Source organism: Psychrobacter alimentarius, assembly GCF_001606025.1.
Taxonomy (GTDB): Bacteria; Pseudomonadota; Gammaproteobacteria; order Pseudomonadales; family Moraxellaceae; genus Psychrobacter; species Psychrobacter alimentarius.
On sequence record NZ_CP014945.1, the window covers coordinates 227,470 to 253,297 of the forward strand.

Here is a 25,828-nt window from a genome sequence, read left to right on the forward strand (position 1 = left end):
AGTATACCCTAAATTCTTATTTATGAGTTGAAATTAGAGATGATTAGAAAATACAGAAAAGATGACATCGAAATATTGTTGGATATTTGGTTAAGAGCGTCTATCGAAGCACATGATTTTATTGCGCCTGATTTTTGGAGGTCGCAAGTAAATAATATGCGGAATATCTACATACCAGCTTCAGAAAATTATGTTTACGAAAGAGAGTCCAAAGTACTAGGTTTTTATTCTTTACATGAAAATACTTTGGCTGCTATTTTTGTATCTCCTGAGAATCAGAGAGCAGGTATCGGTAAGCAATTAATGAACCATGCAAAAAAGCAAAGGGAAAATATTGTTCTTTCTGTTTATAAAGAAAATGAGCCAAGTTTTAACTTTTATCTATCGCAAGGTTTTACTGTTGTCAGCGAACAAATTGATGAGCATACAGGACGTCAGGAATACACCATGAGCACAAGTATATAACTTCCAATTTCACAAGTAAGAAAAGGCTTCGCTAATGTCTACTGCTTCATCAACTGTTTTAGAGCCAGCTTGGTTTACGCGTCCAACCTGTGTGGTGGCCGCTGATTTGGTAGGTAAGGTCCTATGTCGAAAACTGACCGACAGCGACGGATCAGAAAAAGTTTTGCGAATGCGCATTTCTGAGACCGAAGCCTATATTGGTTTAGAAGATCCTGCCTGTCATTCCCATGCAGGAACGCGGACGGAACGCACTGAGATCATGTATGCACAAGGCGGCGTATTTTATGTCTATCTAACCTATGGCATCCATTACTTACTCAATATGATTACAGCGGTTGCCGAGTCGCCTGAATCGGTTTTGATTCGAGCAGGGTTTTTGACAGAAGATAGTGATCGTCTGATTGATGAGCAATATCAAAGCGCAGACAAGCAACTGACTCATCCCAAACAGTTTGCTGGTCCGGGCAAACTCACAAAACGTTTGCAGATTGACCGTGACTTATATGGAAAATCAATTGAGCCTACATCCGATGTCTGGATAGAAGATGATGGCTGTGCACCGCCCATATCATTGCGCCCTCGTATTGGGATCGATTATGCTGGTGACGCCAAAGACTGGCTATTACGCTATGTATGGACGGATCACCCTTCTTTATCCAAAAAATAGGCATCTGTGCAAATGCTGTGCACATAGCCACTTTTATCTTAACGCCATTTTATGAGGTAGAGACATGTATAAGCTGACAGTATTCATTCCCAATGATGCCCTAGATACAGTAAAGTCGGCTTTGTTTGCCGCGGGCGCAGGGACGATCGGTGATTATGAACAGTGCTGCTGGCAAGTGCAGGGCACAGGACAATTCATGCCATTGACTGGTAGTACACCGCATATTGGCACACACAATTGTCTTGAAACCGTTGATGAGTGGCGAGTGGAGATGGTGGTTGAGGAAAACGCCATTGAAGCGACTATTGCTGCATTAAAACATACCCACCCTTATGAAACGCCCGCCTATGATGTGATTAAGGTATTGGAACTTTAAAGGCATTGATATTATTTAAAGCATAAAAAAGGTCAAATAAACCAGCAGTGGGTTTATTTGACCTAAAGTATCCATAGCGTAGTGATGTCAAAGTCGTAAACGCGTTTTAAGACCAACGATGCTTGTTGCGCTTATCATGATACTTGTCTTTATGTTTGCCCTTGTTCTTGTACTTATTTTTATTAGGATGCTTTTTATCATATTTATTGTGCTCCCCATTATTTGACCAACCAGTTCTATTTGAGCTAATCAGTCTAAGACTAGGGTAGGCGTACTGACGCTCATAGTTTTGATTGTCTTTTCTAACATGGGCCGTTAGGGCGCGATCACCGCGGTAGTTATCAGATCTGATATCCATGACTTGATAGCCTTGACGGCGCAAGTTTTCGCGTAGTTGCTGCTTAGCGCGATTATAGTTAGCATTGTCGTTATTACTATTATCACGATAAACAGGGCGATTGTCATAGCCATAACCTGGACCTGCAACGGTACAGCCGACAGTAGTACCTAAGAATGCAGCGACCAGACTCGTAGAGACCACTGTCTTAAATGAAAAAAGGTTTGAGAAGTTCATAATCCAATGTCCTATGATAGGGTTAAGATAGCTGGCTAATAGTGAGGTTATTAGTGGCCAAAAAGGTATTGCATGTTATGAATGGTAAAAAATCACATTTCAAAATACGTATATCAGGTAGCTTTTGAAGATAATTAAAATATAAAAGACAATTTCTATATTTAGAAATCTTTTCTTACATTATCTATAATAAGTGACAAAGCTTGATATTACGTGTCCTGTGCGTTAATAAGTTGTAATTATTGTTTAATAATAAGAGTGTTGTAAGCATATGCTTACACGTAATGACGCTTACGCGACTTAACAGCAGGTTAGGATTCAAGCATTATGTTCATACGGCATTAGGAAGTGTGACTCAATGATTGAGTGAACCGCATTAAGGATAATGAGTCATTTATTAGAATCAGGATGATGATGATAAATGAAGTAAGGACACATAAGTTTTGCCAGTGACAGCAGTAGTATGCTGTTAAGTGTAGTAAAAAGGGCAGGATGCCCAGTATCACAATATACTGAATATCATGCAAGGATGCATAGGAAGCAGTGGTGATAGGTAACATGGATGGTTAACAATAAAACCGCATAACAAGAGTGTTATGCGGTTTTATCGTATCTGGGTTTTGCTTATTTATTATCGTGTTAACATCTATCAAATGGCAAATACGCGATCGTTTGATTTTTCATGAATGGCGCAAACTAAAAAAACCGTATGAATCATCATACGGTTTTTTATTGTCTGGTATCTTTAATTTATCTATTGCTCATAAGACGATTTAACTTTTATCAAGTAGTAACTGAATAAAATTAGTATTTATTTTCAGTGCGCCAAGCATCAACTTCACGTTCAGCGTCTTCTTTGTTATGACCATAACGTTCCTGGACTTTACCTACTAGCTTATCACGACTGCCTTCAACATGTAATAAATCGTCATCAGTAAGATCAGCCCATTTTTGTTTTACTGAGCCTTTCATCTGGTTCCAGTCACCTTTTAGAGTATGTTCGTTCATTATTATATTCCTTCTATTATTATCAAAGTGGTTGTAAAGACAATTGTTCCATCTGTCTTTTATTCATTAACTTTTTACTCAGCAAGCTCATATATGAGCCAACTGGTGATATCTAATATAGGCATTCCTAATCCACTTGTCTGTATAGGCAATGTTTAGAGTGTTTCTCCATTATAGTGATTTACACTTCTGTGTTATAAGCCGCTTATTTGTGTAATAACTGACGCGCTTTCTCAGTAATCTACGTAAAAACCGTAAGCAAATTTAGCAAAAATAATTGCGGTTATAGCGTCGCTTAACACCTTTGTCCCAAATCTATGTACGGGTGTTAAACACTTAATGATATACTTTTTAGAGAAATGGCTATAGGCTTATAGTTGAAATTATTTTTATATTTAATAATCATCATATTTAGTAAGTACTTTATAAAGCTTCTATAGATAGACAGTGGATACATTTGACCCAATGAATTTGATAGACATAGCGACTGAAATGCCTACAGAATCAAAGCGTGAGCAAGCCAAAGCCAAAACACGGCATGCTCTGCTAAAAAGTGCGTTGCAACTCTATAGTGCAGAAGGCGCTTGTGGCATGAGTATGAACAAGATTGCAAAAAACGCTGGTATTGCACAGCCCAGTTTTTACAATCATTTCGATAGCTTGGAGGCGCTACAAAACGAGTTGAGTGAGCAGCTCAAACATCACTATCTCTCACCCATGCGTACGGCTTGGATAACCATGCTCAAGGACTATACAACGTTGACAAGCGAGCAGTTTTATCAGCGTTGCCAGTATTGTTTGATCATGATTTTTGATGCAGCTTTTCAAAATATCGAGCTGTTTCAGCGCTTAATCGAAGATGGTTTGCGTGCGACAACGCAGGCAGAACATCAAGAGATATGCCAAAAGGGCGGTGTCACTGATCGTTTATCAGATAAAGGTTTGGGTCGCTTGATTGGTGAGATAAAAGAGTCATGGGCAGAAATATTTGCCCAAGGATTGACGTCAGCGCAGTGTTCTTTTGAAGCCTCTCAAGTCAATCTCTGCGTTGATGTGGCTGTGGCGCAAGTCCATGAGTTGATAATAGGCTGCCACCAAGAGCGATACTCAAGGTCGCAGGCCATTGCTATCTTGTGCAAAAATTTTGATGTGTTGTTTAGTAGTTTTTTTCACGAAAGCTGTCACTAATCAATATAAAAAGTACTGTGGTGAGCAACCTCGTAAAAAAGTGATGGTTATCACATTATTATGAAATGGAATTTATATAGCAGGGATGATCGTAAACACATAATAAGGAGCGTGACCATGAGTAGCAAAGCTGTGCAGGACAACGAACAAACGCATTTTCGGACCTGTAATTTGTGCGAAGCGATGTGCGGTATCGTTATCAAACATGATGGTGACAAAGTACTATCGATTAAGGGTGATAAGGATGACCCGTTCTCACAAGGGTATATTTGCCCAAAAGCGACTGCCTTGCAGGATTTACATGAAGACCCTGATCGTTTGCGCCAGCCTGTCGAGAGAACGAAAGATGGCTGGAAGGAAATTAGCTGGCCTGATGCCTTGGACAAAGTAGCAGTAGGCATCAAATTCGTACAGCAAAAACATGGCAAAAACGCCCTTGGGATCTACCTTGGCAATCCAAATGTCCACAACTTGGGCGGGATGCTAACGATTAAGCATCTACTGGGTAGCATCAAGACGCGCAGTCGTTTTTCTGCCACTTCCATCGACCAGTTACCCCATCACATCGTGAGTATGCATTTATTCGGTCATATGCTGCGTATTCCTGTTCCTGACATCAATCGTACCCAATACATGCTCATCATAGGTGGTAATCCGCTGGCGTCTAACGGCAGTATTATGACCGCACCAAACATGCGCCAAAAACTAAAAGACATCAAAGCTCGCGATGGTAAAGTGGTGGTGATTGACCCAAGACGGACCGAAACCGCAGAGATTGCAAGCGAGCATCATTTCATACGCCCAGCGACCGACGTGTTATTGCTACTAGCAATGCTGAACGAAACCTACGCGCAAGGTTATGCCGATAAAGCGCGGCTTAACAATAATAAAGCGGTGTCGTTAGCTCCAGAGATTGAGCGAATCGCAGACTTTGCCAAAGATTATAGTGCAGAGTCAGTGGCCAGCATTACTGGTATTGCCGCAGTTGACATCAAACGCATGGTGACAGAGTTTTGTGAAGCACCGAGCGCCGTCTGTTATGGCCGTATGGGCGTCTCAGTACAAGCGTTTGGCTTGTTAAGCCAGTATCTGATTATGGTGATAAATATCGTCACTGGGCGCTTAGATGAAGCCGGTGGCTTGATGTTCCCTAAACCTGCGGTGGATGTGGTCAATAACTCAGGCCCTGGCTATTTGGGCAAGCGCCACAGCCGAGTGAATAATTTGCCCGACTTCAATGGCGATTATCCAGTGGTTGCCATGGCGGATGAGATGTTGGTAGAAGGCGAAGGACAATTAAAAGGATTTATGACGGTTGCAGGCAATCCTGTTTTGAGTACCCCCAATGGTGAAAAATTGGATACGGCGCTGGCAAACTTGGACTTTATGGTGTCGTTGGATTATTTCATCAATGAAACCAGTCGTCATGCCCATATTATTTTGCCACCCGTCTCACCTTTAGAGCGCGATCATTACGACGTGACCTTTAACAACTTTGCGGTACACAATGTCGCTAAATATTCAAAAGCCTTGTTTCGTAAACATAAAAAAGCCAAACACGATTGGCAGATTTATTTAGAGCTGGCAAAGCGTCTGGATAAAAAAGTATCGATGGCTACTAAGGTTGAACGCCTACTCATCAGTGTCTTGGGACCGAAATTCATACTTGATCAAGGCCTAAGACGCGGCCCCTATAAAGGTTTGAATTTAAAAAAATTGAAAAAAAATCTGCACGGCGTTGACTTGGGGCCGCTCAAACCAATGCTGCCACAAGCCTTAAAGCACAAAGATCAGAAAATCCATCTAAATGTAGATTTTTATCAAGCAGATTTAGACCGTGTACAAGCGATGATGCAAGATTATGACGACACACAAATCTTACTCATAGGTCGTCGCCATGTACGTAGCAACAATTCTTGGTTGCATAACAGCCAGCGCTTGGTCAAAGGCAAGTCTCGTTGTACGCTCATGCTGCATCCAGAAACAGCAGAGCAGCACGGTATTAAAGACGGTCAAGATGTGAGAGTGACCTCTCGAGTAGGCAGCGTGGTCATTACAGCAGAAGTGACCGATGAGCTGATGCCAGGTGTTGTCAGTATTCCGCATGGTTTTGGTCATGGACGTAAAGGCGTTAAGCAAAAAATTGCGCAAGCCCATGCTGGTGTCAGTGTGAACGATCTGACAGACGATACATTGATTGATACATTAAGTGGTAATGCAGCGGTGAATGGCGTGCCAGTGCAATTAGAGGCAGTCGCGCCTGAAACGTCTAATCTGGACACTACTGACTCAAAAACTGATTCACCAACCACTACATCTGATAGCGAATCCAGCAGTGCAGCCTAGGCTAGACAGACTTAGCTTGTATAAAAAAGCGCTCATATGTAGTTCATCCACTATAAAATAAAGATAGCGAGACTGATATAAATTTTGCGCCGCCTCTGTCTGTAAAGGTACAGCAAGTAAGAAAAGTTTATATCAGTATTGCATGATAATGGATGTTATTTTTTTATTTAGGACTGACTATCGTTACATTAAGCGCCTTTCTTATGCGGTTATGCCCACAAAGTCAAAATCGACAGCGGGTGTCTCGCCTTGCATCAATAAGCTCAGCGCCTTTGCCGAACCGCAGGCATGTGTCCAACCAAGCGTTCCATGACCGGTATTGAGCCACAAATTATCGTAGGTCGAATCCACATTATGACTGCCGTGACGAACTTGACCCACATGGGCGCGTCCAATTAAAGGCACATTAGAGGGCGTCATAGGTCGCAGTCCTGTCCAATACTGGACAGAGTTTGCAATGATGCCTTTTGGAAATAATTGCTGTACGCGCTTGGTAATGGCTTCGCAGCGCACCGTATTCAAATCTAAATTATAGCCATTGAATTCTGCCGTCCCTGCGACTCGTAGTTTGTCACCAAGACGTGAAGTCACCAGCTTAAATTCGTCATCAATAAGGCTGATAAAAGGAGCATGGTGCGGCGCACGAGGATTAACTTGATAAGTGGCTGAATAGCCTTTTGCAGGAAAAATAGGCAGATGAATACCAAGCGTCTTCATCAATGGCGCACTATAACTGCCAAGCGCCAATACGTGGCTATCAGCACTAAAGGTTTGGGCGTTTTCGCCTTTGGGTCTGATGGTAATACTATGGATACGTGGTCGACTGGCTTGCGTGTCGGTATTGAGAGCTAAAATCTCGGTGTCATATAAAAAACGGACGCCCGCTTCTATACAGCGCTGAGCAAGCCGCTGGGTAAAGAGGTGCGCATTGCCAGACTCATCGCGACTGGTATACGTCGCTCCCGTGAGTTTGTGAGCAATGTGATACAGCGCTGGCTCCAGACTCACGGCGTTATTGATATCAATGACGTAGCGCTCACAGCCAAGTGCTTGCATGCGTTCTGTGGGTTTGAGAGCGGCATCAAACTCGGCCTGACTGGTATAAAAATGCATGATACCGCGAGTCTGCTGCTCGTAATCAATGCCAATATCAGCCCGCAATTGTTGCAAGGCATCCCGTGAATACAGCCCCAGACGTATCATTTGTACCAAATTGGCATCGGCTTTGTCAGCGCGGCATTCTTGCAAAAACTGCATGGCCCATTTGAGCTGCGCTTTATCCGCACGAAGCCGATAAAGCAACGGAGCGTCCTCTTTAAACAACCACTTAAGCGCTTTCATCGGCGTGGCTGGATTGGCCCAAGGCGTGGCATGCGAGACCGATATCTGACCACCATTGGCAAAAGACGTTTGCATGCCTGCCGCTGATTCGCGCTCAATCACAGTCACGTCATAACCAGCTTGACGTAGATACCATGCGGTGGTCACGCCCACCACACCTGCTCCGAGTACCACAATATGTGTCATAGGACGCTCTGCTGCGTTTTAGTAAAATAGGTAAGAGATATACGGATTGTTTGGGGCTATTTTGCGCGAGCAACATCTGCTTGTAGGGCAGGCGGTAAATCCAATACCGTTAACTCACTCTCAGCAAGGTGTTCTGGGCGAGCCACCACGAGCGCTTCAAAACCCTCAGCCGTCGTTAGGGTATTGACCACTTGGATTTTGTCCAGCTTATCCCCTGCTGTTGGCGCGGTACCTGCGCCTTTTACACTGGAGCCTTTTACATAGTGTAAAAATGCTTTTGGGGCAGATTTAAAATAGATACGAGCAATGACTTCTTGACCCAAGTAGCAGCCTTTGTCGTAGTCCATGCCGCCACGCTGATGCAGGCGCAGCTCTTGTGGTTGGAACTCACCTTGAGTGGCGGCAACGATCCAATAGTTGCCCGTAGCAAGACTACATTGCATCCACGCTTGCGTGTCTTTGGGCGTATTATGATCTTCTTTATGACTAAAAGTGGGCTCATCTGCCAGTACACAGGGATAAATAGCAATCGGTTCGCTGGTATCAAATTTAGAAAATGCCCCGAACTTTTTCAAGTGCGATTGTAGAGATGCGGCACAATCGGCACTAATGACCACATCATATTGTTTTTCTGCCTGTTTTTTAATCCAAATACCAAATTCAATCCGACCTTTTAAATTGCCGATAGCTGCGGCTTGGTAGCTCAGTCCAAGTTTAGTGACATCACAGGTAAGCTGACCTTGGAGGAATTTTTCCGCGTCTTCCCCTTGAATGGTGAGTTGGGCAAACTGCGGCAGTATTGATGTGTCTGAAACTTGAGTCATTATTATTATCCTTCTAATAAAAGTGTATTTAGTAAAGGTATGAGCAGCAAAATTGAGTGAGAAAAAAGCGTAAAAATAAATCTGGATGTAGCTACAAAGAGTACCACAAAACCGACAGTCATAAAAAATGTCATCGCTTGGCTATAGCTTGGGGCCGACACCCAATTTTCAAAGGTACAAATTGGTTAAAGGTGACGAGTTACGGTACAATGTGAGCTCCAGAATACCCCTAATTTACGATGGCTGCCGAGGAAATAATGAGCTTACCTAATTGTCCAAAATGTGATGCTGAATATACGTACGAAGATGGTGCGTTACTGGTATGTCCGATGTGCGCTCACGAGTGGACGGCGGCTGAGACGGATGCGGCGCAAGCTGAAGACCAAGATGCCGTCATCCGCGATGCGGTGGGTAATGAGTTACAGGATGGCGACGCGGTCACCGTGATTAAAGATTTAAAAGTTAAAGGTTCCTCAATCGTCATCAAAGTGGGCACTAAAGCAAAAAGCATTCGCCTGTTGCCAGACGCGACCGATGGTCACGATATTGACTGCAAACTTGATGGTTATGGTCCTATGAAGCTCAAATCTTCTGTGGTTAAAAAAGCATAAATTGTAAAAATGTCTTGAAAGATTTGATAGTAAACAAATATAAGACTGACGACATTTAGAAAATACAGACCGTATAGAATATAAAACCTATAAATAGAGAACAGCTATGAGTACTAAAAACGAACAGCTATTTGCACAAGCCCGTAAACATATCCCAGGTGGCGTCAATTCACCCGTCCGCGCTTTTGCAGGGGTCGGTGGTACGCCAATCTTTATGCACCGTGCCAATGGCAGCAAAATCTATGACACCGAAGACAATGCTTATATTGATTATGTTGGTTCTTGGGGCCCAATGATTTTGGGTCATGCGCATCCAAAAGTCATTGATGCGGTCAAAAAAGCCGCTGACGATGGTTTGAGCTTTGGGACACCAACGCCGTTTGAAACGACGGTTGCTGACAAGATTTGTGAGATTGTGCCAAGTGTTGAGATGATTCGTATGACCAGCTCAGGGACAGAAGCGACCATGAGTGCGATTCGTTTGGCGCGCGGCTACACTCAGCGTGACAAAATCGTCAAATTTGAAGGCTGCTACCATGGGCATTCAGACAGTCTGCTGGTAAAAGCAGGCTCAGGCATGCTCGATATCGGTGAGCCAACGTCTAAAGGCGTGCCAGCGGATTTTGCGAAGCATACCATTACGATTCCTTATAATGATCCACAGGCGATCAAAGACTGTTTTGAGAAATGGGGCGACGAGATTGCTTGCGTTATCTTGGAGCCTATCGCTGGCAACATGAACATGGTCATTCCGGCGCAAGAATTCCATGATACCCTGCGTGCAGAATGTACCGCCAATGGCGCTGTGCTTATCTTTGATGAGGTCATGACAGGATTCCGCGTGGGTCTGGGCGGTGCGCAAGCACATTTTGGTATCACCCCTGATTTGACATGTTTTGGCAAAATCATCGGTGCAGGTCTACCAGTCGGTGCGTTTGGCGGTAAAGAAGAGATTATGTCTTGTATCGCACCCCTTGGCGGCGTGTATCAAGCTGGTACATTATCAGGTAATCCGCTAGCAATGCGTGCTGGTATTGCGATGTTTGAAGACTTAACGGCAGAGGGTTTTTACGAAGACTTATCTGCTAAAGTCGATCATCTGGTCGATGGCTTCCAAGCGGCAGCTGACAAGCATGGTATCAACCTACGTACTAATAAGCTTGGCGGTATGTTTGGTATGTTCTTTGTCAAAGACAGCACAACTGAAACGCCAAAAAACTTTGATGACGTGACAGAATGCGATATGGATGTGTTCAATACTTTCTTCCACGGTATGCTCGATCGTGGTATTTACCTTGCGCCATCGGCTTATGAAGCAGGTTTTATGTCTATCAAACATAGTGCAGAAGATATTGATGCGTCGATTGCTGCTGCTGATGAGATTTTTGCAAACATGGCAAAGCAATAATTTGACCGCTTAACGCTGTTTTTTTAGAATACGTGGTTTTAAACCATTGCCAGCACAAGTAAATCCATTACTGTGCTGGTTTTTTTCTGGCTCTGTCGTATTTGCGATCTTTTAAACTTAGATTACCGCGTAGTACATCACTATACATGCGAAAATCGCTGGCAAAGCTTTTGAGCGGAAATTTAAAAGAGGCTGGTTTGTTTTTTTCGAAGAAAAAATGCCCAACCCATGCACAGGCGTAGCCGGCAGCAATACCTTTTAGTAAGGGGGTTGGAGAGCGGTCTTTGACAGATTTTGCTAGACCTAATAGACCAAAGCTGCTGCCAGCAAAATGCAAACGGCGACATGCCATGTTTTGATGTTCACCCAAATAAAAATCGTAAAAATTTTGTTTTATCGAAGGATCGGCTTTTATAAGGTCTGTTTTGGTAGTTTTATTGGTGTAATCGCCATCCTGAGTGGCTGCAGTTTCGGTCGAGAGCGCTGTGTCATTGAGGTTCATGGTTTAGCATCCTTGCTAGTCATTTATTATATATCACGTATGATGTACCCATTTATGCACCGATCAAAACACGTTTGAATAGACATCATGGCGGCTTTTATTTTTACTCTACATGTATAACTACTCAGTAAGTAACTGTTATCTATTATAATATTCTTAAATTTTAATGTAGCAAACCAATCTGGTGAATACAAGTAACAGATGCGCCGCATGCGTCCATTATTTCATGAATAGTGTATTTGTCTTTATGTGCCAATGTTGTGTCTCTTGCCAGTTTTTGGCATAAATGCTTTAATGGTGGCAATTACATCGGTTCGCATAAATGTCATGTTTTCTGCCCGTGTAATTTCTATCGGTTCTTTGTCTCACTTTTAATCCCTATTCTTCCTATTTATCTGACATGGTAACGATTTCTCCTATGCCTATTGACTATCTTAAAAACCCACCTCTCACTGACGATGAGATGATGGCAGCTATCGATATCGGTTCCAACAGTTTTCATTTGGCCATTGCTCGTCTTGATCATGGTGAGGTGAGAAAAGTAGTTTCTATGTCTGAAAAGGTTCAGCTGGCGGCTGGACTGGACGAAAATAATATCTTAAGTGCGGCCGCTGAAAAGCGTGGTCTTGAATGCTTAAGCCGTTTTGTGGCACGCTTGGATTCGGTACCACCCGAACGTCTTCGTGTGGTAGCAACAAACGCGTTGCGACAAGCCAAAAACTCCAACGATTTTATCGCTCATGCCAATAAAATTTTGCCAAAGCCCATCGAAATTATTGCAGGGCGAGAAGAGGCGCGATTGATTTATTTGGGTGTCTCTCACACCAATGCCAGTAGCGACAAGCGCTTGGTCATTGATATCGGCGGCGGTTCAACAGAATTTATCATCGGTCAAGGCTTCGATCCGCTATTGACCGAAAGCTTGCAAATGGGTTGTGTGGCTTTCACGCAAAAGTATTTTGCTGATGGTCAAATTACCAAAGAAGCTTTTACCAAAGCCATGTCAGGTGCGCGTAAAGAAGTGCTCGCTATCAATGGTCGTTACCAAAAAATGGGCTGGACCAGTGTGGTTGGCTCGAGTGGTACGATTAAAGCGGTGCGCAATGTCTTGGTATCAAAAGGCTGGGCTGATGAGCAAGAGTGCATCACCTATAAAGGCGTTAAAAATCTCGAAAAATTACTGCTCAAAACAGGTCATGTCGATAATATTGATCTAGAAGGTGTCAAGGAACACCGTAAAGCCATATTTCCTGCAGGAGTAGCAGTACTGCGCGCTGTGATGCAAGTATTGGGTATTGACACCATCAGCTATTCAGACGGGGCGCTACGTGAAGGCGTCATGTATGACATGCTTGGACGCTTTGCGAGTGAAGATGTGCGTGACCGTAGTGTACTCGCCCTCATTAAGCGCTATTCAGGCGATAAAAAGCAAGCAAAACAAGTGGTAAAAACCAGCCGGGCTTTGTTCGAGCAAGTGAAGAAAAGATTGCTTTTGAGTAGTGATGATGGTGATTTGCTCAGACGGGCGGCTTTTTTGCATGAAATTGGCCTTGCGATCAGTCACAGTAGCTATCATAAACACAGTGCTTATTTGCTCGAGTATTCTGATATCCCAGGGTTTTCGCAAGTTGATCAAAAGCGTATGGCACAACTGATGCTCAATCATCGTCGTAAGCTCAAAGCAGATATGCTGGAGCAAACTCTTAACATCGGTGGTGATCAGCTCGTTTATTTGTGTCTACTGTTGCGTCTTGCGGTGCTGGCGCATCACAGCCGTAGCGATCAGGAGTTACCAGAGCTGCAGCTAGAAATCATTGAAGATAATTGCTGGCAAATCACGGTGGCTAATGATAGTGAACATTATGCTTTTTTGCTGCCTGACCTTTATACTGAAGTCGATCAATTTGCAAAGTGGGGCGTGAAGCTAAGCATTGTCGCTGCTTAAAACGGTGAGTGGTTACTATTGTAATGATGGCGTTAAAGATTAACGTAACAAAAGCTGCTTTGTCAGTAATGCCATGCCAAATAAGATGTGCTACTATAGCTTCTATTGAGTTTACAACTGTACTTTCATTATCTAAAAATAGATAACGATACCATTATTATGTATAACGATTAAAGGGAAGCGTCTATGAGCACTGTCTGGGATAGTGTGCAGCTTGCACGACATGCCAAGCGTCCATTATTTATGGACTATGTTAATCAGCTATTTACCGAATTTGATGAGTTGCATGGCGACCGTGCTTATGCCGATGACAAAGCCATTCTAGGCGGACTTGCGCGCTTCGACGGTAAACCTGTGATGGTCATTGGTCAACATCGTGGTCGTAGCACTCGTGAGCGTATTGCTCATAACTTTGGTATGGCAAACCCTGAAGGTTACCGCAAAGTGATTCGTTTGGTCAAAATGGCTGAGCGCTTTAATATTCCAGTGATGACTTTCGTAGACACCCAAGGTGCCTATCCGGGTATTGGCGCTGAAGAACGTGGACAAGCACAAGCTATTGCCGAAAGTATCGCTGTTTTTTCTAGCCTAAAAGTCCCTATTATTGTGACTATTATTGGTGAAGGTGGTTCTGGTGGTGCATTGGCGATTGGGGTGGGTGACAAAGTAAACATGCTGCAAAACAGTATCTATTCGGTCATCTCTCCTGAAGGCTGTGCTTCTATCCTGTGGAAAACGGCTGAAAAAGCACAAGATGCCAGTGAAGCGTTGAAACTGAATGCGATTAATCTGCATCAGATGGGTTTGATTGATGCCGTTATCGAAGAAGGGGAAGGCGCTCATATCCAGCCGCAGCCTGTGATGAATGCTTTGAAGGCGCTGATTGCTGAGCAATTGGACGAGATTATAGATTTGGATGCACAAAAGCGTTGTGAGTTACGCTATGAGAAGCTGAAGTCTTTTAACTCAGATGTGATGTTGCCTTGCTAGTTTGAGCTCGAGCTTTTTATGTGAGAGCGCCAAGCTTAGTGCTAAAATAAAAACGTGTCATTTAATGGCGCGTTTTTTTATGCCTATGAACTAATCTATGAACGGATAGAACAGAACGGTTAAGCAACATTAACCATAGGCTTTTTAGGATCAAACTTTATAAGATTACAAACGCTTATGAAAATTCATGCCATGCGTATAATGTCGATTTTAAAGTACATTGACTGTAGCCGGTACAACATGAAAACGATACATGAGAGGCTACGTGCGACTGCTATAAGTATTCCTTTTTAAAGTCAATCGACTATACAATTCATATGACCATCAAATAAGCAGGGTTAACTATGACCAGTAGTGCCATCGTGCCACATCCCATTGAGCCCATAGCAGCGCGACCTACCGATGCCAAATTGGCAGCCGCATTTTTGAATAGCTTATCTGACTATGGTGCACGGCTGCATGGTCGGCGTATTTGGCTGGCTTGTAGTGGTGGCCGTGACTCATTGGCGCTCGCCGCATTATGTGTCCAGCTTTATCGCCAAGGGAAGTTACCGTTTTTGCCACAGCTTTTACATGTCGATCATCGTCTGCAAGCGGACAGTCACCACTGGTCGATGCATGTGGCACAGTGGGCGCAAAAGCAGCAACTGCCGTGTCATGTCTTACAAGCACAAGTGAACGGTCATGATGAGCAAGCCGCGCGGCAGGCACGCTATGACGTTATACGCGCCCATATGAATCAAGACGATGTATTACTATTGGCGCACCACGCTGATGACCAAGCAGAAACAGTGCTTATGCGTCTGATTCAAGGAGCAGGCGTTAACGGTCTGTCTGGTATACAGCCTTGGCGAGTACAAACGCAAGGGGCGCATCGCATTATATTATGGCGACCTTGGCTCACCGTTCAGCGCGCCGATATCAGTGCTTATGCCACGCGCTTGCAGCTCCCTTATATTGACGATCCGACCAATGAGACTGGCGATAACGTACGCAGTGGTCTGCGACGGGATATTATGCCAATGCTCGCGGAATACAATCCAAATGTCATCGATAATATTGCTCGTAGCGCGCAGCTACTGAGCGATGCAGAGGCGACTGTTCGAGCTCAAGCGATACAAGATGTAGAGCAAACCGCTATTGGCTCATTACAATTGTCTTCTGCTCAGCGAGTACTCGATATTGATAAATTAGCAGCGCTACCGTTGCATCGACAGCGCCAACTATTGCACCACTGGCTTGGTCAAGATGAGCCGTTACCACCAGCCAAACAACTGATAGATGATGTGATACAGCTAAGCCAACGCTGTGATCATGATCATCAAACCGAGTTATTTTGGCAAGGTCGCAAGCAGTCCTATACCATTCGTCGCTACCGCCAGCAGCTGTATCGCTTGAGCAGTGATTGGCTAAAATGGCTTAAGATGCCGCTTACTGAACAGGTAGAGTTAAATTGTAATCTTAATTTAGTTCCTGATGTTGCTGCTACCAAATCTACGCTCGTAAGCTTGCGTATGAGTCCAGACTTTATGTGGCAACTGCACGTGACCCCAAATGTGTTGGCGCAACTATCAGATCATAATAGCAATAGTAAAAACGGTGAAACAGCGACTAAACAAGTATTAAAAATAGCGCCATTAAATCGCCAGCAGCGCATTCAAACTAGACAGGCTTCAAGCCCACAATCAGGCAAAAAGCTGTACCAAACACTGGGTATTCCACTTTGGTTGCGAGAGAGTTTGGTGGTGGTAAGTGTAGCTTTAGAAAATGAAGCCAGAAATGAAAAAATTGCAAGTGAGCCAGCAAAGGAGATTCCGATATTATTACTATCACCTTTTGAGAGCTGGCATTTGAGTTCTGCTGATCTATCTAGTCAGCTCACAGAAAGTCTACTCAGTGAGCTGGTGAATAGTCATTTGCGTATTCAATAGTATCTGTTAAAAAACGGATGACGTTGTTTAGCTGCATTGAGTTTTTTGTTACTTGATACGCGTTTTGACCGTTTGAATTTCTCAAACGATGGCGGTGGCAGTATGTTAAACTGAGTGTCATTTTACCTAGCATTATGTTAGTTTTAATGCCTTTGAATTTTGCGAGTAGGAGACAAGTATGTCAGTATTAGATAACAAGAAAATCAGCTTCATTGGCGGCGGTAATATGGCGCAGGCCCTGATTAGTGGGCTGATTGGCTGCGGTATCCAACCGAATCTAATTACGGTTGCTGACCCTAATCTGTCTGTACGTGAACAATTGGCAGCGAAAGGATTGAACACCGTCGATCCTACTGCCGATGCAAATGCAGCGGTTATCGATGCTGACATCGTAGTACTGGCGGTAAAGCCACAAGTCATGAAAGCGGTTATTGGCGCGTTTGCTGACGCCTTGAGCAGTCAATTGGTGATTTCAGTCGCGGCAGGCTTATCGACGGAGCTGTTATCTAACATGTTAAATGGTTACCGCAATATTGTACGTGCGATGCCGAACACACCCGCTATGATTCAGATGGGTGCCACAGGGCTATATGGTACGGACAATATTTCTGCTGAGCAAAAACAATTAGCCACTGCTGTGATGGAAGCTTCAGGCTTGGTCATGTGGGTTGAAGATGAAGCGCATATGCATGCGGTTACGGCCGTGTCAGGTTCAGCGCCCGCTTATATGTTTTACTTTATCGAATCGATGGTCGATAAAGGCATCGCCTTAGGACTAGATACAGAGCAGGCGTCGGCACTGGCACTACAAACTATGATAGGCGCCGCAAAAATGGCGATGGATAGTGAAGATGCGCCCGCTGAATTACGTCGCAAAGTAACGTCTCCAAATGGCACCACTCAAGCGGCAATTGAGTCCATGCAAGCCAATGATATTGGTCGCCAAATTGGTGAAGCCATGCAAGCTTGTTATGATCGCAGCCAAGCGTTAAGTGAAGAGATGAGTAAATAGTTTACTCTATGGTATCAAGTGCGTTATTGCTGCAACCGATAATGCACTTGAAGTAATACCGCGCCCACACCTACATGACACTTGTCACCCTATAACCTGTTAATAAGATCATATTGAGTAGCACTTCATGAACAACATGTTATTTCAAATCTTTGATTTGGTCACCACATTCGCCATGATGTTGGTATTTATTCGCTTTATGCTACAGTTTGCAGGAATGGACGCCAGAAACCCCATGATTGCCCCAGCCTATAAAGCGACACATATTGTCGACGTATTTGGACGTATTTTTCCAACTGTCGCCCAAGGTCGTATCAGTATTGCTGCCATTGTGCTTATGTTTTTGATTCGCCTTATTGATATTTCAGGGAAAGCGGCGCTCACGCATAAAGGCATTGCCCCCGTGCCGTTATTTTTTACGGGTACAACAAGTTTAGTGTTAGATTTCTTGCGTCTATGCCGCTATTTGGTAATAGGCTCTATTATCGTTAGCTGGATTGTGGTGTTTACCCGATCTGAGCATCCCATCATTGGTATTATTATCAATCTTGCTGAGCCTATCTTGGCGCCGTTTCGCCGCATCACGCCAAACTTAGGTATGCTGGATTTATCACCAATGGTTGCTTTCTTTGCATTTTATTTGCTTGAGATATTTATTGGTGGTTTGACAGCCAATTTTATGCCCATGCTGGGATAGGCTGACGTTAGTTACTGAAATCAGCATTGACTGTTTATAAAATTTTGAACCAAGAAGGCGCTCTATCTATTTAGAGCGCCTTTTTTAATTCAGTTGAACCTGTTTAAGATAGCGTATTATCTGTGTGACTACATGAATAGGAAGACCAATACATTAAATGCGAACGAAGCGATTGGGTATCAGTTGGGCGTCGGCATTGTCAGGATGCGGAACATCAGCCGCGCGCAGTGTCTGGGTAATCCACCTGTCTGCTGCTTTGACGGCATCAACAAGCTCATCCCCCATGGCTAAACGTCCCGCAATAAAGCTGGCGAGTGAGCAGCCTGATCCGTGGAATTCACCCTCTAAGCGTGGCAAAGTACTCTGATGTATCATCTCGCCTTTGACATATAGATACTGTTCGATATCACCGCTATCAAAATCATGCGAGGTTTTGACAAGGACCGCATGCGTACCCTGCGCGCATAGTTTTTGTGCGCCAGCGTGTAGATCTTGCTCACCGCTCAAAGCGCGCAGCTCATGACTGTTGGGCGTCACTAAAGTGGCGTAAGGCAACAGCTTCTTGAAGGCAGCTACTAGTGTCTTTTCGTCACCCAAGCTACCGCCACTGTTGGCGACCAATACAGGGTCTAACACGAAAGGCACCGTAGCAGCGATCACGCGCTCAGCAAATAGGCCGGTCAGCATTGCGATGTTGTCAGTTGTGCCTAGCATACCTGATTTGATGACAGCGACTGGTAAATCATCGAGCACTGTCGTGGCTTGCGCCTTGACTAGGTTTGCAGCACAGGCGTCAAAACCAAATACTTGCTGTGAGCTTTGTATGGTAATTGCTGTACACGCGACGGTAGCGTAGGCACCTGCTTGCCCAATGGCCTCAATATCTGCTTGTAGTCCGGCGCCGCCTGAGGGATCCAATCCTGAAAAACACAGTACCACTGGTCGCATAACACTTCCTTTTATATGGTTTGAAATGAACAGCAAATACTATAGCCATCTACCGGCAAAAAAGCCATAGTCGTCCAAATGCTGCGCTTAGATACATGACACATCGATAAATATCACGTTAGAGAGCCAAAGGACTATTTTTGCCAAAGTTTTATCTACTCAAACGTCTATAAATGCCTATAAATAAATAATTATACGAAAACTCTCATAAATCTGTAGACAACGCTTGCAATTCGTTTTGGCTTTGCTATAATACTCGCCCACGACATAAGACGTATCGTTAGCAATGATACTGAGTTTATAGTTATTTTATAAGCGTTTTATATCGTTCGGTGAAGTGGGTGAGTGGCTGAAACCAGTTCCCTGCTAAGGAACCATACGTGTAAGCGTATCGAGGGTTCGAATCCCTCCTTCACCGCCATTTATTCAGTTGTTATTAGAGTAATAAAGCAATATATTGGCGTTAAGTCTTTTTAGTTATTAGATCAAAAATTAATTTGAATTTAGTAAAAAAAGATATTGACACAAGCGATATTATCTATATAATAGCCAACCTAATTTACTGAAATTGTTTTTAACAACTCGGTAAATGATTTGCAAAGTACGCGCTTGTAGCTCAGTTGGATAGAGCACTTGGCTACGAACTAAGGGGTCGGGAGTTCGAATCTCTCCAAGCGCACCATTTTGCATAATCAATTAAATCAATCGCCTGTCTTATGACAACTTGGCGATTTTTTTATGTCTATAGGTTTTGTCTGATACCATTATTTTGTCACACAGTGACACCTTATGATAATGTACGCTAAGACTGTGAATTACGGTACAATAGAGACATTATTCACTGCTTGCTATGAGCTTGTCCATGTCAAAGAGTTTATCCAAACGCCCAGCAAAAGCGGCCAATAAGTCAATGCCTAAGCGCAACCCTTCTACACAACCACTGCCTGATAAAGAACCAACGATCGCTAAGCCAACGACTCGCGTTGTGGCGATTATCTATGATGGTATGTTAATTTTGGCATTGCTGTTTCTGGTCGGGACAATACTTACCGTGATAGGTACAGTGCTGACGATGCAGACAGGGACACAATCATCGCAAGCACAGTCGCTACCGACATGGTATCAGAACGTGGTAATGACGCCATCTTTTGTACTAACGCTGGTCGCATTTTATGGCATATTTTGGCGCCGCGGTGGGCAGACATTGGGTATGCAAACTTGGCGATTAAAAACGGTGAACAACTCAGGTCACTTGCTGACATGGGGACAGTCTTTTAAACGTATCCTAGCGGCATGTTTGATGCCATTACTATTTGGTATTATTGGTAGTCTTATCGGCGGATCGCGTGCTTTATTATTAACCAGCGCCTTTTTGGGTTTGATATTTAATTACGCATTTTGTGTGTTCAATCGTCGTGGTCTTGCGGTGCAAGATATGCTATCCAACACCATTACCCTAAAAATGCCAAAAGTAGCACACGAAGGGTTATGGAGTGGATTCAAAAATCGTAAGAAAAACCAGAAAAGTCAGTAGGGTAAAAATGCACTCAGTCTACTGTCTGTCGTTCGTTTAAGCACATTGTTTTAAATAGCAAAAACTACATGTTGACGGTTTGAATAAGCCATCCTGTATAGCCTACAAAAAATAGTACCAGCGTGGTACCAGAAAGACGGCCAAATTTACGCTTGGTCATATACACATAAACACATAGAGCAACGAGCAATAAGGTAATTGCGCCCATTGTCAGGACATCACGCGACAAGATAACAGGGTTGACAGTGATGGGTGCAATCAAGGCTGCAAGACCAACGACGCCCAGCGTATTGAATATATTAGAGCCAATAATATTGCCCAGTGCCATGTCATGTTCGCCTTTGCGTGCCGCTGACAAGCTCGATACCAGCTCAGGCAATGACGTGCCGACAGCGACAATTGTCAATCCAATAATCAGCTCGCTCAATCCCCAAAAAGTGGCCAGCTCCACCGCGCCCCAAACGATTGCACGTGAGCTTATGACCAGCATTAGAATACCGATAAATAAAGAGCCAAGTCCTCGTGCAACGCTTTGTTCGGCTTTTTCTTCGTCTATTTCTGTTACTACATCGTCTTCATGTTCATGATAGCCTTCACGTAGGCTCAGAAAAATCTGCATCCCCAATACCGCGATGAGCAATACCACTAGGACAATGCCGTCAACTGCGCTCAATGCGCCATCACGCAGTTGCCATGCCGCTATAACGGTAATCCCTACTAAGATGGGCAAGTCACGTTTTACGATAGCCTTACGAATGATAATAGGGCTAATTAATACCGTTGCGCCTAGGACTAAAGCAATATTGATAATATTAGAGCCATAAGCATTACCCAGCGCCAACTCAGGGCTGCCTTCTATTGCTGCCAGCACTGACACAACCATTTCAGGCGCTGACGTTCCTATTCCTAATATCAAAACACCAATCAAAAAGCTAGGTACACTGAACTTCTTTGCCAGTGTGGTCGCCCCGTCAATAAAAACATCCGCACTCCAAACCAAAATTGCTAATCCAATGAGTATCGCAATAACAGCCAGCCACATTAGTATTGTTCCTTATCAATTATCAAAAATCGTCATAAAAAATATAAATTTCCTAGGATGTGTTGTTACTCAGATTTTAAGACCACTCGCTGTATCAATGGGCTAATTAATAACACATCCTAAGCATAAAGGTATAAAAAAAGCTGAATCTACATGTGGATTCAGCTTTTGTATTAGTATAAAGGTTTTGACTAAATAATAACAATAACTTCAACAGTTTAGTTGATCAGTTATGTCTATTCTGTCCGAAGATTTTGTGTTTTTTCAATCTAAGCCACTTGGACAGGAATGATGTTGGCGGTATCTTTCACCGTGTTGTCTTCGTTGCAGTAGACAAGCTTTGGTTGATACGTTGATGCTTCCACTTCATCAAAATGGGCGTAAGCGCAGATAATGACGATATCACCTAAGTCTGCCATATGAGCTGCAGCACCATTTAATGAGATAATCCCAGAGCCTGCTTCAGCACGGATGGCATAGGTGCGAAAGCGCTTGCCATTGGTCACATTATAGATATCGATAGACTCATTTTCACGTAGTCCAGCGAGATCGAGCAGATCACCGTCGATACCACACGAGCCTTCGTAATGCAGTTCGGCATGGGTGACACGGGCACGGTGTAACTTGCATTTAAGCATATTAAGTAGCATAGGTTGCTTCCTTAGCGTAGCTGATATTAGTTAACTAAATCAAAAGGTTAATAGAGATTAACTTGCTAAAATAAAAGACTGCTGACCTGTATATGGTGTTATTCAGGCAATTTAAAACCATTGATTTGTGCACGCGCTTTTTCGACATCCCCAGCTAACAATAAGGGTAATGCCTCAAAAGCAGCTGTCAAAGCGCTATCGATGGCAATCTGCTCATTAGGAGCAGCTTTGGAAAGCACATGGCCACTGACTTTTGATTTATGGCCTGGATGCCCAATACCAATGCGTAGACGATGAAAATCATTGCCGATATGAGGCGTAATATCCCGTAGACCGTTATGACCACCATGTCCACCATTGGTTTTGAGCTTGATACTTCCAGCAGGAATATCGAGCTCATCATGAGCAATCAATAATTCGTCATTATTGATTCCATAAAAGTTGACCATCGGCACCACTGACTGACCAGACTTATTCATAAAGGTCAATGGCATCAAAAGCCGCACATCAGACCCATGAATACGTCCACGCCCCGTCACGCCATGAAATTTTTTGTCATGGGAGAGGGTGATATTAAATTCCTGAGCCAAATGATGGACAAACCAAAATCCAGCGTTATGCCGCGTAAACATATACTGCTCACCAGGATTACCAAGACCGACGATAAGCTTTATGGCCATAAAAACACCCTGCTTGAATGTAATAAATGAGTGGTAAGGTTTGCTACAGCATAAAACATTGTCGAGTCATATTCAAAAAGATGGTGTGACAGAACTGTCTTAGCTTACCAATAATGGTGTCCAAACCCTACTTACAAAAACAGCAGGAGATCTGAATCACCTGCTGTTTTTTTGACTGAATAAATCATCGATTATATGCACTACAACGAGTGGCTATATAAAGGAATGATTACTCGCTGTCTTTGTTTTCTTCAGTACCGTCGTTTTGCTCAGTAGCTGGTACTTCATCAGCATCAACGTCGTCAGCAGCTTCGTCAACTTCTTCAACCGTTGGTGGCTGCATGTTAACGATAGTACGGTCATGGCCGTCTTCTAGCTCAAGCTCATGAATCACAACACCTTCAGGAAGAGTGATGTCTGATAGACGGAACAAATCACCGATTTCCATACCAGATACATCTATTTCTAGGTATTCAGGTAATTGTGATGGTAAGCAAACAACTTCGATATCAGATACTAGCGTAGATAGTACGCCTGCAGCAGCTGTACCTGGTGCTTCTTCACGACCAACAAAATGCACAGGAACGTTCATGTGGATTTTTTGACCTTTTACAACGCGCTGGAAGTCAGCATGCATTGGGAAGCCTTTTGCAGGATGACGCTGCAAGTCTTTGATAACGGCTTGATGCTCTTCGCCATCAACAGTGATGGTCAAGATGTGTGAGAAGAATGCTTCAAACTCAAGCGCTTTTACCAACTCGTTTAGCTTGATAGAGATTGCTGTTGGCTCTGCGTTGCCACCATAGATGATAGCAGGAACTAGGTTCTGCTTACGTAGGCGGCGGCTCGCACCTTTACCTTGTAGGTCAGCAGAACGATCAACTGCATTTAGCTCAAAATGATTAGTGCTCATGGATATAATCCTATAAAAAGAATGATGAAGTGTCTGGTCATAAAAAAGTGGATTTGCGACCAATCCACTAATGGGTGATGATAGCGAAAATTTGTCGTTGCTGATAAAACAGACAACACTCAAATCTTGCCATTCGCTCATCATAACGACTGATATGTCTATTACAGTCATTAAAAATCGTTATTGCTAAGCTTGATCAGCACTTTTGGTAATATCGACCTGACAAAGTCAAAAGTGGTCGACACAGGCGCGCATTATACGTGGTTTTGTAGTAATAATAAAGACCTACGCAAAATGACTGTACAAACTATTCAGTAAAAAAAGCGCCAAGTGAAGACACTTGACGCTTTATATTTGGCTACTGACAATTTATTATCACACGTATGATTATAAAAATCACCGTAATGATTGTTTACGTTTTGAGCTTAAGCGTCAAACATCGCACTAATAGATTCTTCATTGTTAATACGGCGTAAGCTTTCAGCCAGCATTGGTGCAATGCTTACCTGACGGATTTTATTACAAGCCTTGGCTTCATCTGATAAGGGAATAGTATCAGTCACAACCACTTCGTCTAATGCTGACTCGCTGATATTTTTTAGCGCGTTACCAGATAAAACAGGGTGGGTAATGTAAGCCAAGACGCGGCGTGCACCATGTTCTTTTAGTGCTTCAGCCGCTTTACATAGGGTACCTGCGGTATCAACCATATCATCAACAATCACACAATCGCGGCCACGGACATCACCGATGATGTGCATGACTTGTGACTCGTTGGCACGTGCACGGCGCTTATCAATAATTGCCAAATCCGTATCGCCCAACTGTTTCGCCATTGCACGTGCACGAACCACACCGCCAACGTCAGGTGAAACCACCATGATGTTGTCATAGTCTTGTTTTTGTAGGTCATTCAATAGAACTGGTGTACCGTAGATATTATCAACAGGAATATCAAAGAAACCCTGAATCTGATCTGAGTGCAAGTCAACCGTCATCACGCGATCAATACTGACGATGTTGAGCATGTCAGCGACGACCTTAGCAGAAATAGGCACACGAGCTGAACGTGGACGACGATCCTGACGAGCGTAACCAAAATACGGCATGACGGCTGTGATACGGCCAGCACTAGAACGACGCAAAGCATCGGCCATCATCATGATTTCCATCAAGTTGTCATTGGTTGGTGCACAAGTAGGCTGCATGATAAACACGTCTTTACCGCGTACGTGTTCTTTGATTTCCACGGCAATTTCGCCATCAGAAAAACGCGTGATGTCAGCTTTACCAAGAGGTATATGAAGGTGATCGGCTACGGTTTTTGCTAATTCTGGGTGGGCATTGCCCGTAAAAATCGCCAAATAAGGCATGACAGAAGTCCTATTGATTGACTCAAGCAGCGACCGCTAAGCAGTGACAAACTGCTCAAATTAAGAAAAGAGTGGTGAAAAAAGTTGAAGTATACTATTACAGTAAAAAATGGCAGGGGTAGCTGGACTCGAACCAACGGATGTCAGGATCAAAACCTGATGCCTTACCAACTTGGCTATACCCCTGTAATGTCTAGGCTGTGGACTCCGATATCTAATAGTAACCAATTAGTCACTCTCAGAATGGGCTCACGACCTGTTAGTTATCTAAGAAACGGATAAACCGTCCAAAACATAACTTTTCCCTAGCGGTGTCCATTGCGAACTATACCGAAACTGGGATAACGTTGTCAATGACATTAAGATAAGTGACTGTTTATAAGCCGCTTATAATAAATCTATCTCAAACGCTTCGTACTAAAAAATGGCAGGGGTAGCTGGACTCGAACCAACGGATGTCAGGATCAAAACCTGATGCCTTACCAACTTGGCTATACCCCTATTGAGGCGACCTATTATAAGTAAATTTTCAGATTTTGCAAGTCATTTGCGCCTTTTTCTAGGATTTATTCATATTAAATTGACGTTGAAGGCATTTTGACAGATAAATATTAAGG

General features: G+C 43.6%; 24 protein-coding genes and 4 tRNA genes. 15 read left to right on the plus strand and 13 right to left on the minus strand.

The window, feature by feature from the left end:
- Positions 1-39 precede the first annotated feature (39 nt).
- From A3K91_RS00945 to A3K91_RS00955, 3 genes are all read left to right on the plus strand, one after another.
- A complete protein-coding gene (locus A3K91_RS00945) occupies positions 40-465 on the plus strand; it encodes an N-acetyltransferase (RefSeq protein ID WP_062843609.1) in 426 nt (141 codons plus the stop codon).
- 34 nt (positions 466-499) lie between these two features.
- Positions 500-1,132, plus strand: coding sequence for a DNA-3-methyladenine glycosylase (locus A3K91_RS00950; protein WP_062843610.1), 633 nt, complete (start codon positions 500-502; stop codon positions 1,130-1,132).
- A 64-nt stretch (positions 1,133-1,196) separates the two neighbouring features.
- Positions 1,197-1,508 carry a YqfO family protein gene (locus A3K91_RS00955; RefSeq protein WP_062843611.1) on the plus strand — a complete coding sequence of 104 codons (312 nt, stop codon included), beginning with the start codon at positions 1,197-1,199 and terminating at the stop codon, positions 1,506-1,508.
- A gap of 106 nt (positions 1,509-1,614) precedes the next feature.
- Here the strand turns inward: A3K91_RS00955 and A3K91_RS00960 are convergent, their stop codons facing one another.
- Positions 1,615-2,082, minus strand: coding sequence for a hypothetical protein (locus A3K91_RS00960; protein ID WP_062843612.1), 468 nt, complete (start codon positions 2,080-2,082; stop codon positions 1,615-1,617).
- A gap of 804 nt (positions 2,083-2,886) precedes the next feature.
- Positions 2,887-3,090 (minus strand): CsbD family protein, encoded by a 204-nt coding sequence (locus A3K91_RS00965; protein WP_062843613.1) that lies wholly within the window; start codon positions 3,088-3,090, stop codon positions 2,887-2,889.
- Positions 3,091-3,582: 492 nt separating this feature from the next.
- Here A3K91_RS00965 and A3K91_RS00970 point away from each other — a divergent pair, with 492 nt between their 5' ends.
- Positions 3,583-4,278 (plus strand): TetR/AcrR family transcriptional regulator, encoded by a 696-nt coding sequence (locus tag A3K91_RS00970; RefSeq protein WP_157769646.1) that lies wholly within the window; start codon positions 3,583-3,585, stop codon positions 4,276-4,278.
- A 117-nt stretch (positions 4,279-4,395) separates the two neighbouring features.
- Positions 4,396-6,624 (plus strand): molybdopterin oxidoreductase family protein, encoded by a 2,229-nt coding sequence (locus A3K91_RS00975; protein WP_062843615.1) that lies wholly within the window; start codon positions 4,396-4,398, stop codon positions 6,622-6,624.
- Between the two features lie 201 nt (positions 6,625-6,825).
- Here A3K91_RS00975 and A3K91_RS00980 read toward each other — a convergent pair whose 3' ends face one another.
- The gene (locus A3K91_RS00980; RefSeq protein WP_062843616.1) at positions 6,826-8,151 is read right to left on the minus strand and encodes a D-amino acid dehydrogenase; all 1,326 of its coding nucleotides are present in this window, start codon (positions 8,149-8,151) and stop codon (positions 6,826-6,828) included.
- A gap of 56 nt (positions 8,152-8,207) precedes the next feature.
- A complete protein-coding gene (gene ygfZ, locus A3K91_RS00985; protein ID WP_062843617.1) occupies positions 8,208-8,975 on the minus strand; it encodes a CAF17-like 4Fe-4S cluster assembly/insertion protein YgfZ in 768 nt (255 codons plus the stop codon).
- Between the two features lie 257 nt (positions 8,976-9,232).
- On the opposite strand from ygfZ, the gene A3K91_RS00990 reads away from it, so the two are divergent.
- Positions 9,233-9,586, plus strand: a complete 354-nt coding sequence (locus tag A3K91_RS00990) for a zinc ribbon domain-containing protein YjdM (RefSeq protein ID WP_057758016.1) — start codon at positions 9,233-9,235, stop codon at positions 9,584-9,586.
- Between the two features lie 106 nt (positions 9,587-9,692).
- A complete protein-coding gene (gene hemL / locus A3K91_RS00995) occupies positions 9,693-10,994 on the plus strand; it encodes a glutamate-1-semialdehyde 2,1-aminomutase (RefSeq protein ID WP_062843618.1) in 1,302 nt (433 codons plus the stop codon).
- A 67-nt stretch (positions 10,995-11,061) separates the two neighbouring features.
- Here hemL and A3K91_RS01000 read toward each other — a convergent pair whose 3' ends face one another.
- Positions 11,062-11,496, minus strand: coding sequence for an Mpo1-like protein (locus A3K91_RS01000; protein WP_084387213.1), 435 nt, complete (start codon positions 11,494-11,496; stop codon positions 11,062-11,064).
- A gap of 418 nt (positions 11,497-11,914) precedes the next feature.
- Here A3K91_RS01000 and ppx point away from each other — a divergent pair, with 418 nt between their 5' ends.
- The 5 genes from ppx to A3K91_RS01025 all read left to right on the plus strand — a co-directional run bounded on the left by ppx (position 11,915) and on the right by A3K91_RS01025 (position 18,071).
- Entirely contained in the window at positions 11,915-13,441 is a 1,527-nt protein-coding gene (ppx, locus tag A3K91_RS01005; RefSeq protein ID WP_062843619.1) for an exopolyphosphatase, read from the plus strand.
- Between the two features lie 186 nt (positions 13,442-13,627).
- Entirely contained in the window at positions 13,628-14,431 is an 804-nt protein-coding gene (locus A3K91_RS01010) for an acetyl-CoA carboxylase carboxyltransferase subunit alpha (RefSeq protein ID WP_062843620.1), read from the plus strand.
- A 344-nt stretch (positions 14,432-14,775) separates the two neighbouring features.
- The gene (gene tilS / locus A3K91_RS01015) at positions 14,776-16,362 is read left to right on the plus strand and encodes a tRNA lysidine(34) synthetase TilS (protein ID WP_062843621.1); all 1,587 of its coding nucleotides are present in this window, start codon (positions 14,776-14,778) and stop codon (positions 16,360-16,362) included.
- Between the two features lie 178 nt (positions 16,363-16,540).
- Positions 16,541-17,374 carry a pyrroline-5-carboxylate reductase gene (gene proC, locus A3K91_RS01020; protein ID WP_062843622.1) on the plus strand — a complete coding sequence of 278 codons (834 nt, stop codon included), beginning with the start codon at positions 16,541-16,543 and terminating at the stop codon, positions 17,372-17,374.
- Between the two features lie 127 nt (positions 17,375-17,501).
- Positions 17,502-18,071, plus strand: coding sequence for a YggT family protein (locus tag A3K91_RS01025; protein WP_062843623.1), 570 nt, complete (start codon positions 17,502-17,504; stop codon positions 18,069-18,071).
- Between the two features lie 153 nt (positions 18,072-18,224).
- Here the strand turns inward: A3K91_RS01025 and A3K91_RS01030 are convergent, their stop codons facing one another.
- The gene (locus tag A3K91_RS01030; RefSeq protein WP_062843624.1) at positions 18,225-19,019 is read right to left on the minus strand and encodes a hydroxymethylpyrimidine/phosphomethylpyrimidine kinase; all 795 of its coding nucleotides are present in this window, start codon (positions 19,017-19,019) and stop codon (positions 18,225-18,227) included.
- A gap of 331 nt (positions 19,020-19,350) precedes the next feature.
- Between A3K91_RS01030 and A3K91_RS01035 the strand changes: the two genes are divergently transcribed.
- The 3 genes from A3K91_RS01035 (at position 19,351) to A3K91_RS01045 (ending at position 20,553) form a co-directional block, all read left to right on the plus strand.
- Positions 19,351-19,440 (plus strand) — tRNA-Ser (locus A3K91_RS01035).
- Between the two features lie 184 nt (positions 19,441-19,624).
- Positions 19,625-19,701, plus strand: a tRNA-Arg gene (locus A3K91_RS01040).
- Positions 19,702-19,881: 180 nt separating this feature from the next.
- Positions 19,882-20,553 carry an RDD family protein gene (locus A3K91_RS01045; RefSeq protein WP_062843625.1) on the plus strand — a complete coding sequence of 224 codons (672 nt, stop codon included), beginning with the start codon at positions 19,882-19,884 and terminating at the stop codon, positions 20,551-20,553.
- A 64-nt stretch (positions 20,554-20,617) separates the two neighbouring features.
- Here the strand turns inward: A3K91_RS01045 and A3K91_RS01050 are convergent, their stop codons facing one another.
- From A3K91_RS01050 to A3K91_RS01080, 7 genes are all read right to left on the minus strand, one after another.
- Positions 20,618-21,595 carry a calcium/sodium antiporter gene (locus A3K91_RS01050; protein WP_062843626.1) on the minus strand — a complete coding sequence of 326 codons (978 nt, stop codon included), beginning with the start codon at positions 21,593-21,595 and terminating at the stop codon, positions 20,618-20,620.
- 269 nt (positions 21,596-21,864) lie between these two features.
- A complete protein-coding gene (gene panD, locus A3K91_RS01055) occupies positions 21,865-22,245 on the minus strand; it encodes an aspartate 1-decarboxylase (RefSeq protein WP_010196068.1) in 381 nt (126 codons plus the stop codon).
- 98 nt (positions 22,246-22,343) lie between these two features.
- On the minus strand, positions 22,344-22,925 hold the full coding sequence (gene pth / locus A3K91_RS01060) for an aminoacyl-tRNA hydrolase (RefSeq protein ID WP_062843627.1): 582 nt from the start codon (positions 22,923-22,925) through the stop codon (positions 22,344-22,346).
- Positions 22,926-23,154: 229 nt separating this feature from the next.
- The gene (locus A3K91_RS01065) at positions 23,155-23,838 is read right to left on the minus strand and encodes a 50S ribosomal protein L25/general stress protein Ctc (protein ID WP_062843628.1); all 684 of its coding nucleotides are present in this window, start codon (positions 23,836-23,838) and stop codon (positions 23,155-23,157) included.
- A 425-nt stretch (positions 23,839-24,263) separates the two neighbouring features.
- Positions 24,264-25,211 carry a ribose-phosphate pyrophosphokinase gene (locus A3K91_RS01070; RefSeq protein ID WP_062843629.1) on the minus strand — a complete coding sequence of 316 codons (948 nt, stop codon included), beginning with the start codon at positions 25,209-25,211 and terminating at the stop codon, positions 24,264-24,266.
- A gap of 110 nt (positions 25,212-25,321) precedes the next feature.
- Positions 25,322-25,397: transfer RNA gene (locus tag A3K91_RS01075), tRNA-Gln, on the minus strand.
- Between the two features lie 239 nt (positions 25,398-25,636).
- A tRNA-Gln gene (locus A3K91_RS01080) sits at positions 25,637-25,712 on the minus strand.
- Positions 25,713-25,828 lie beyond the last annotated feature (116 nt).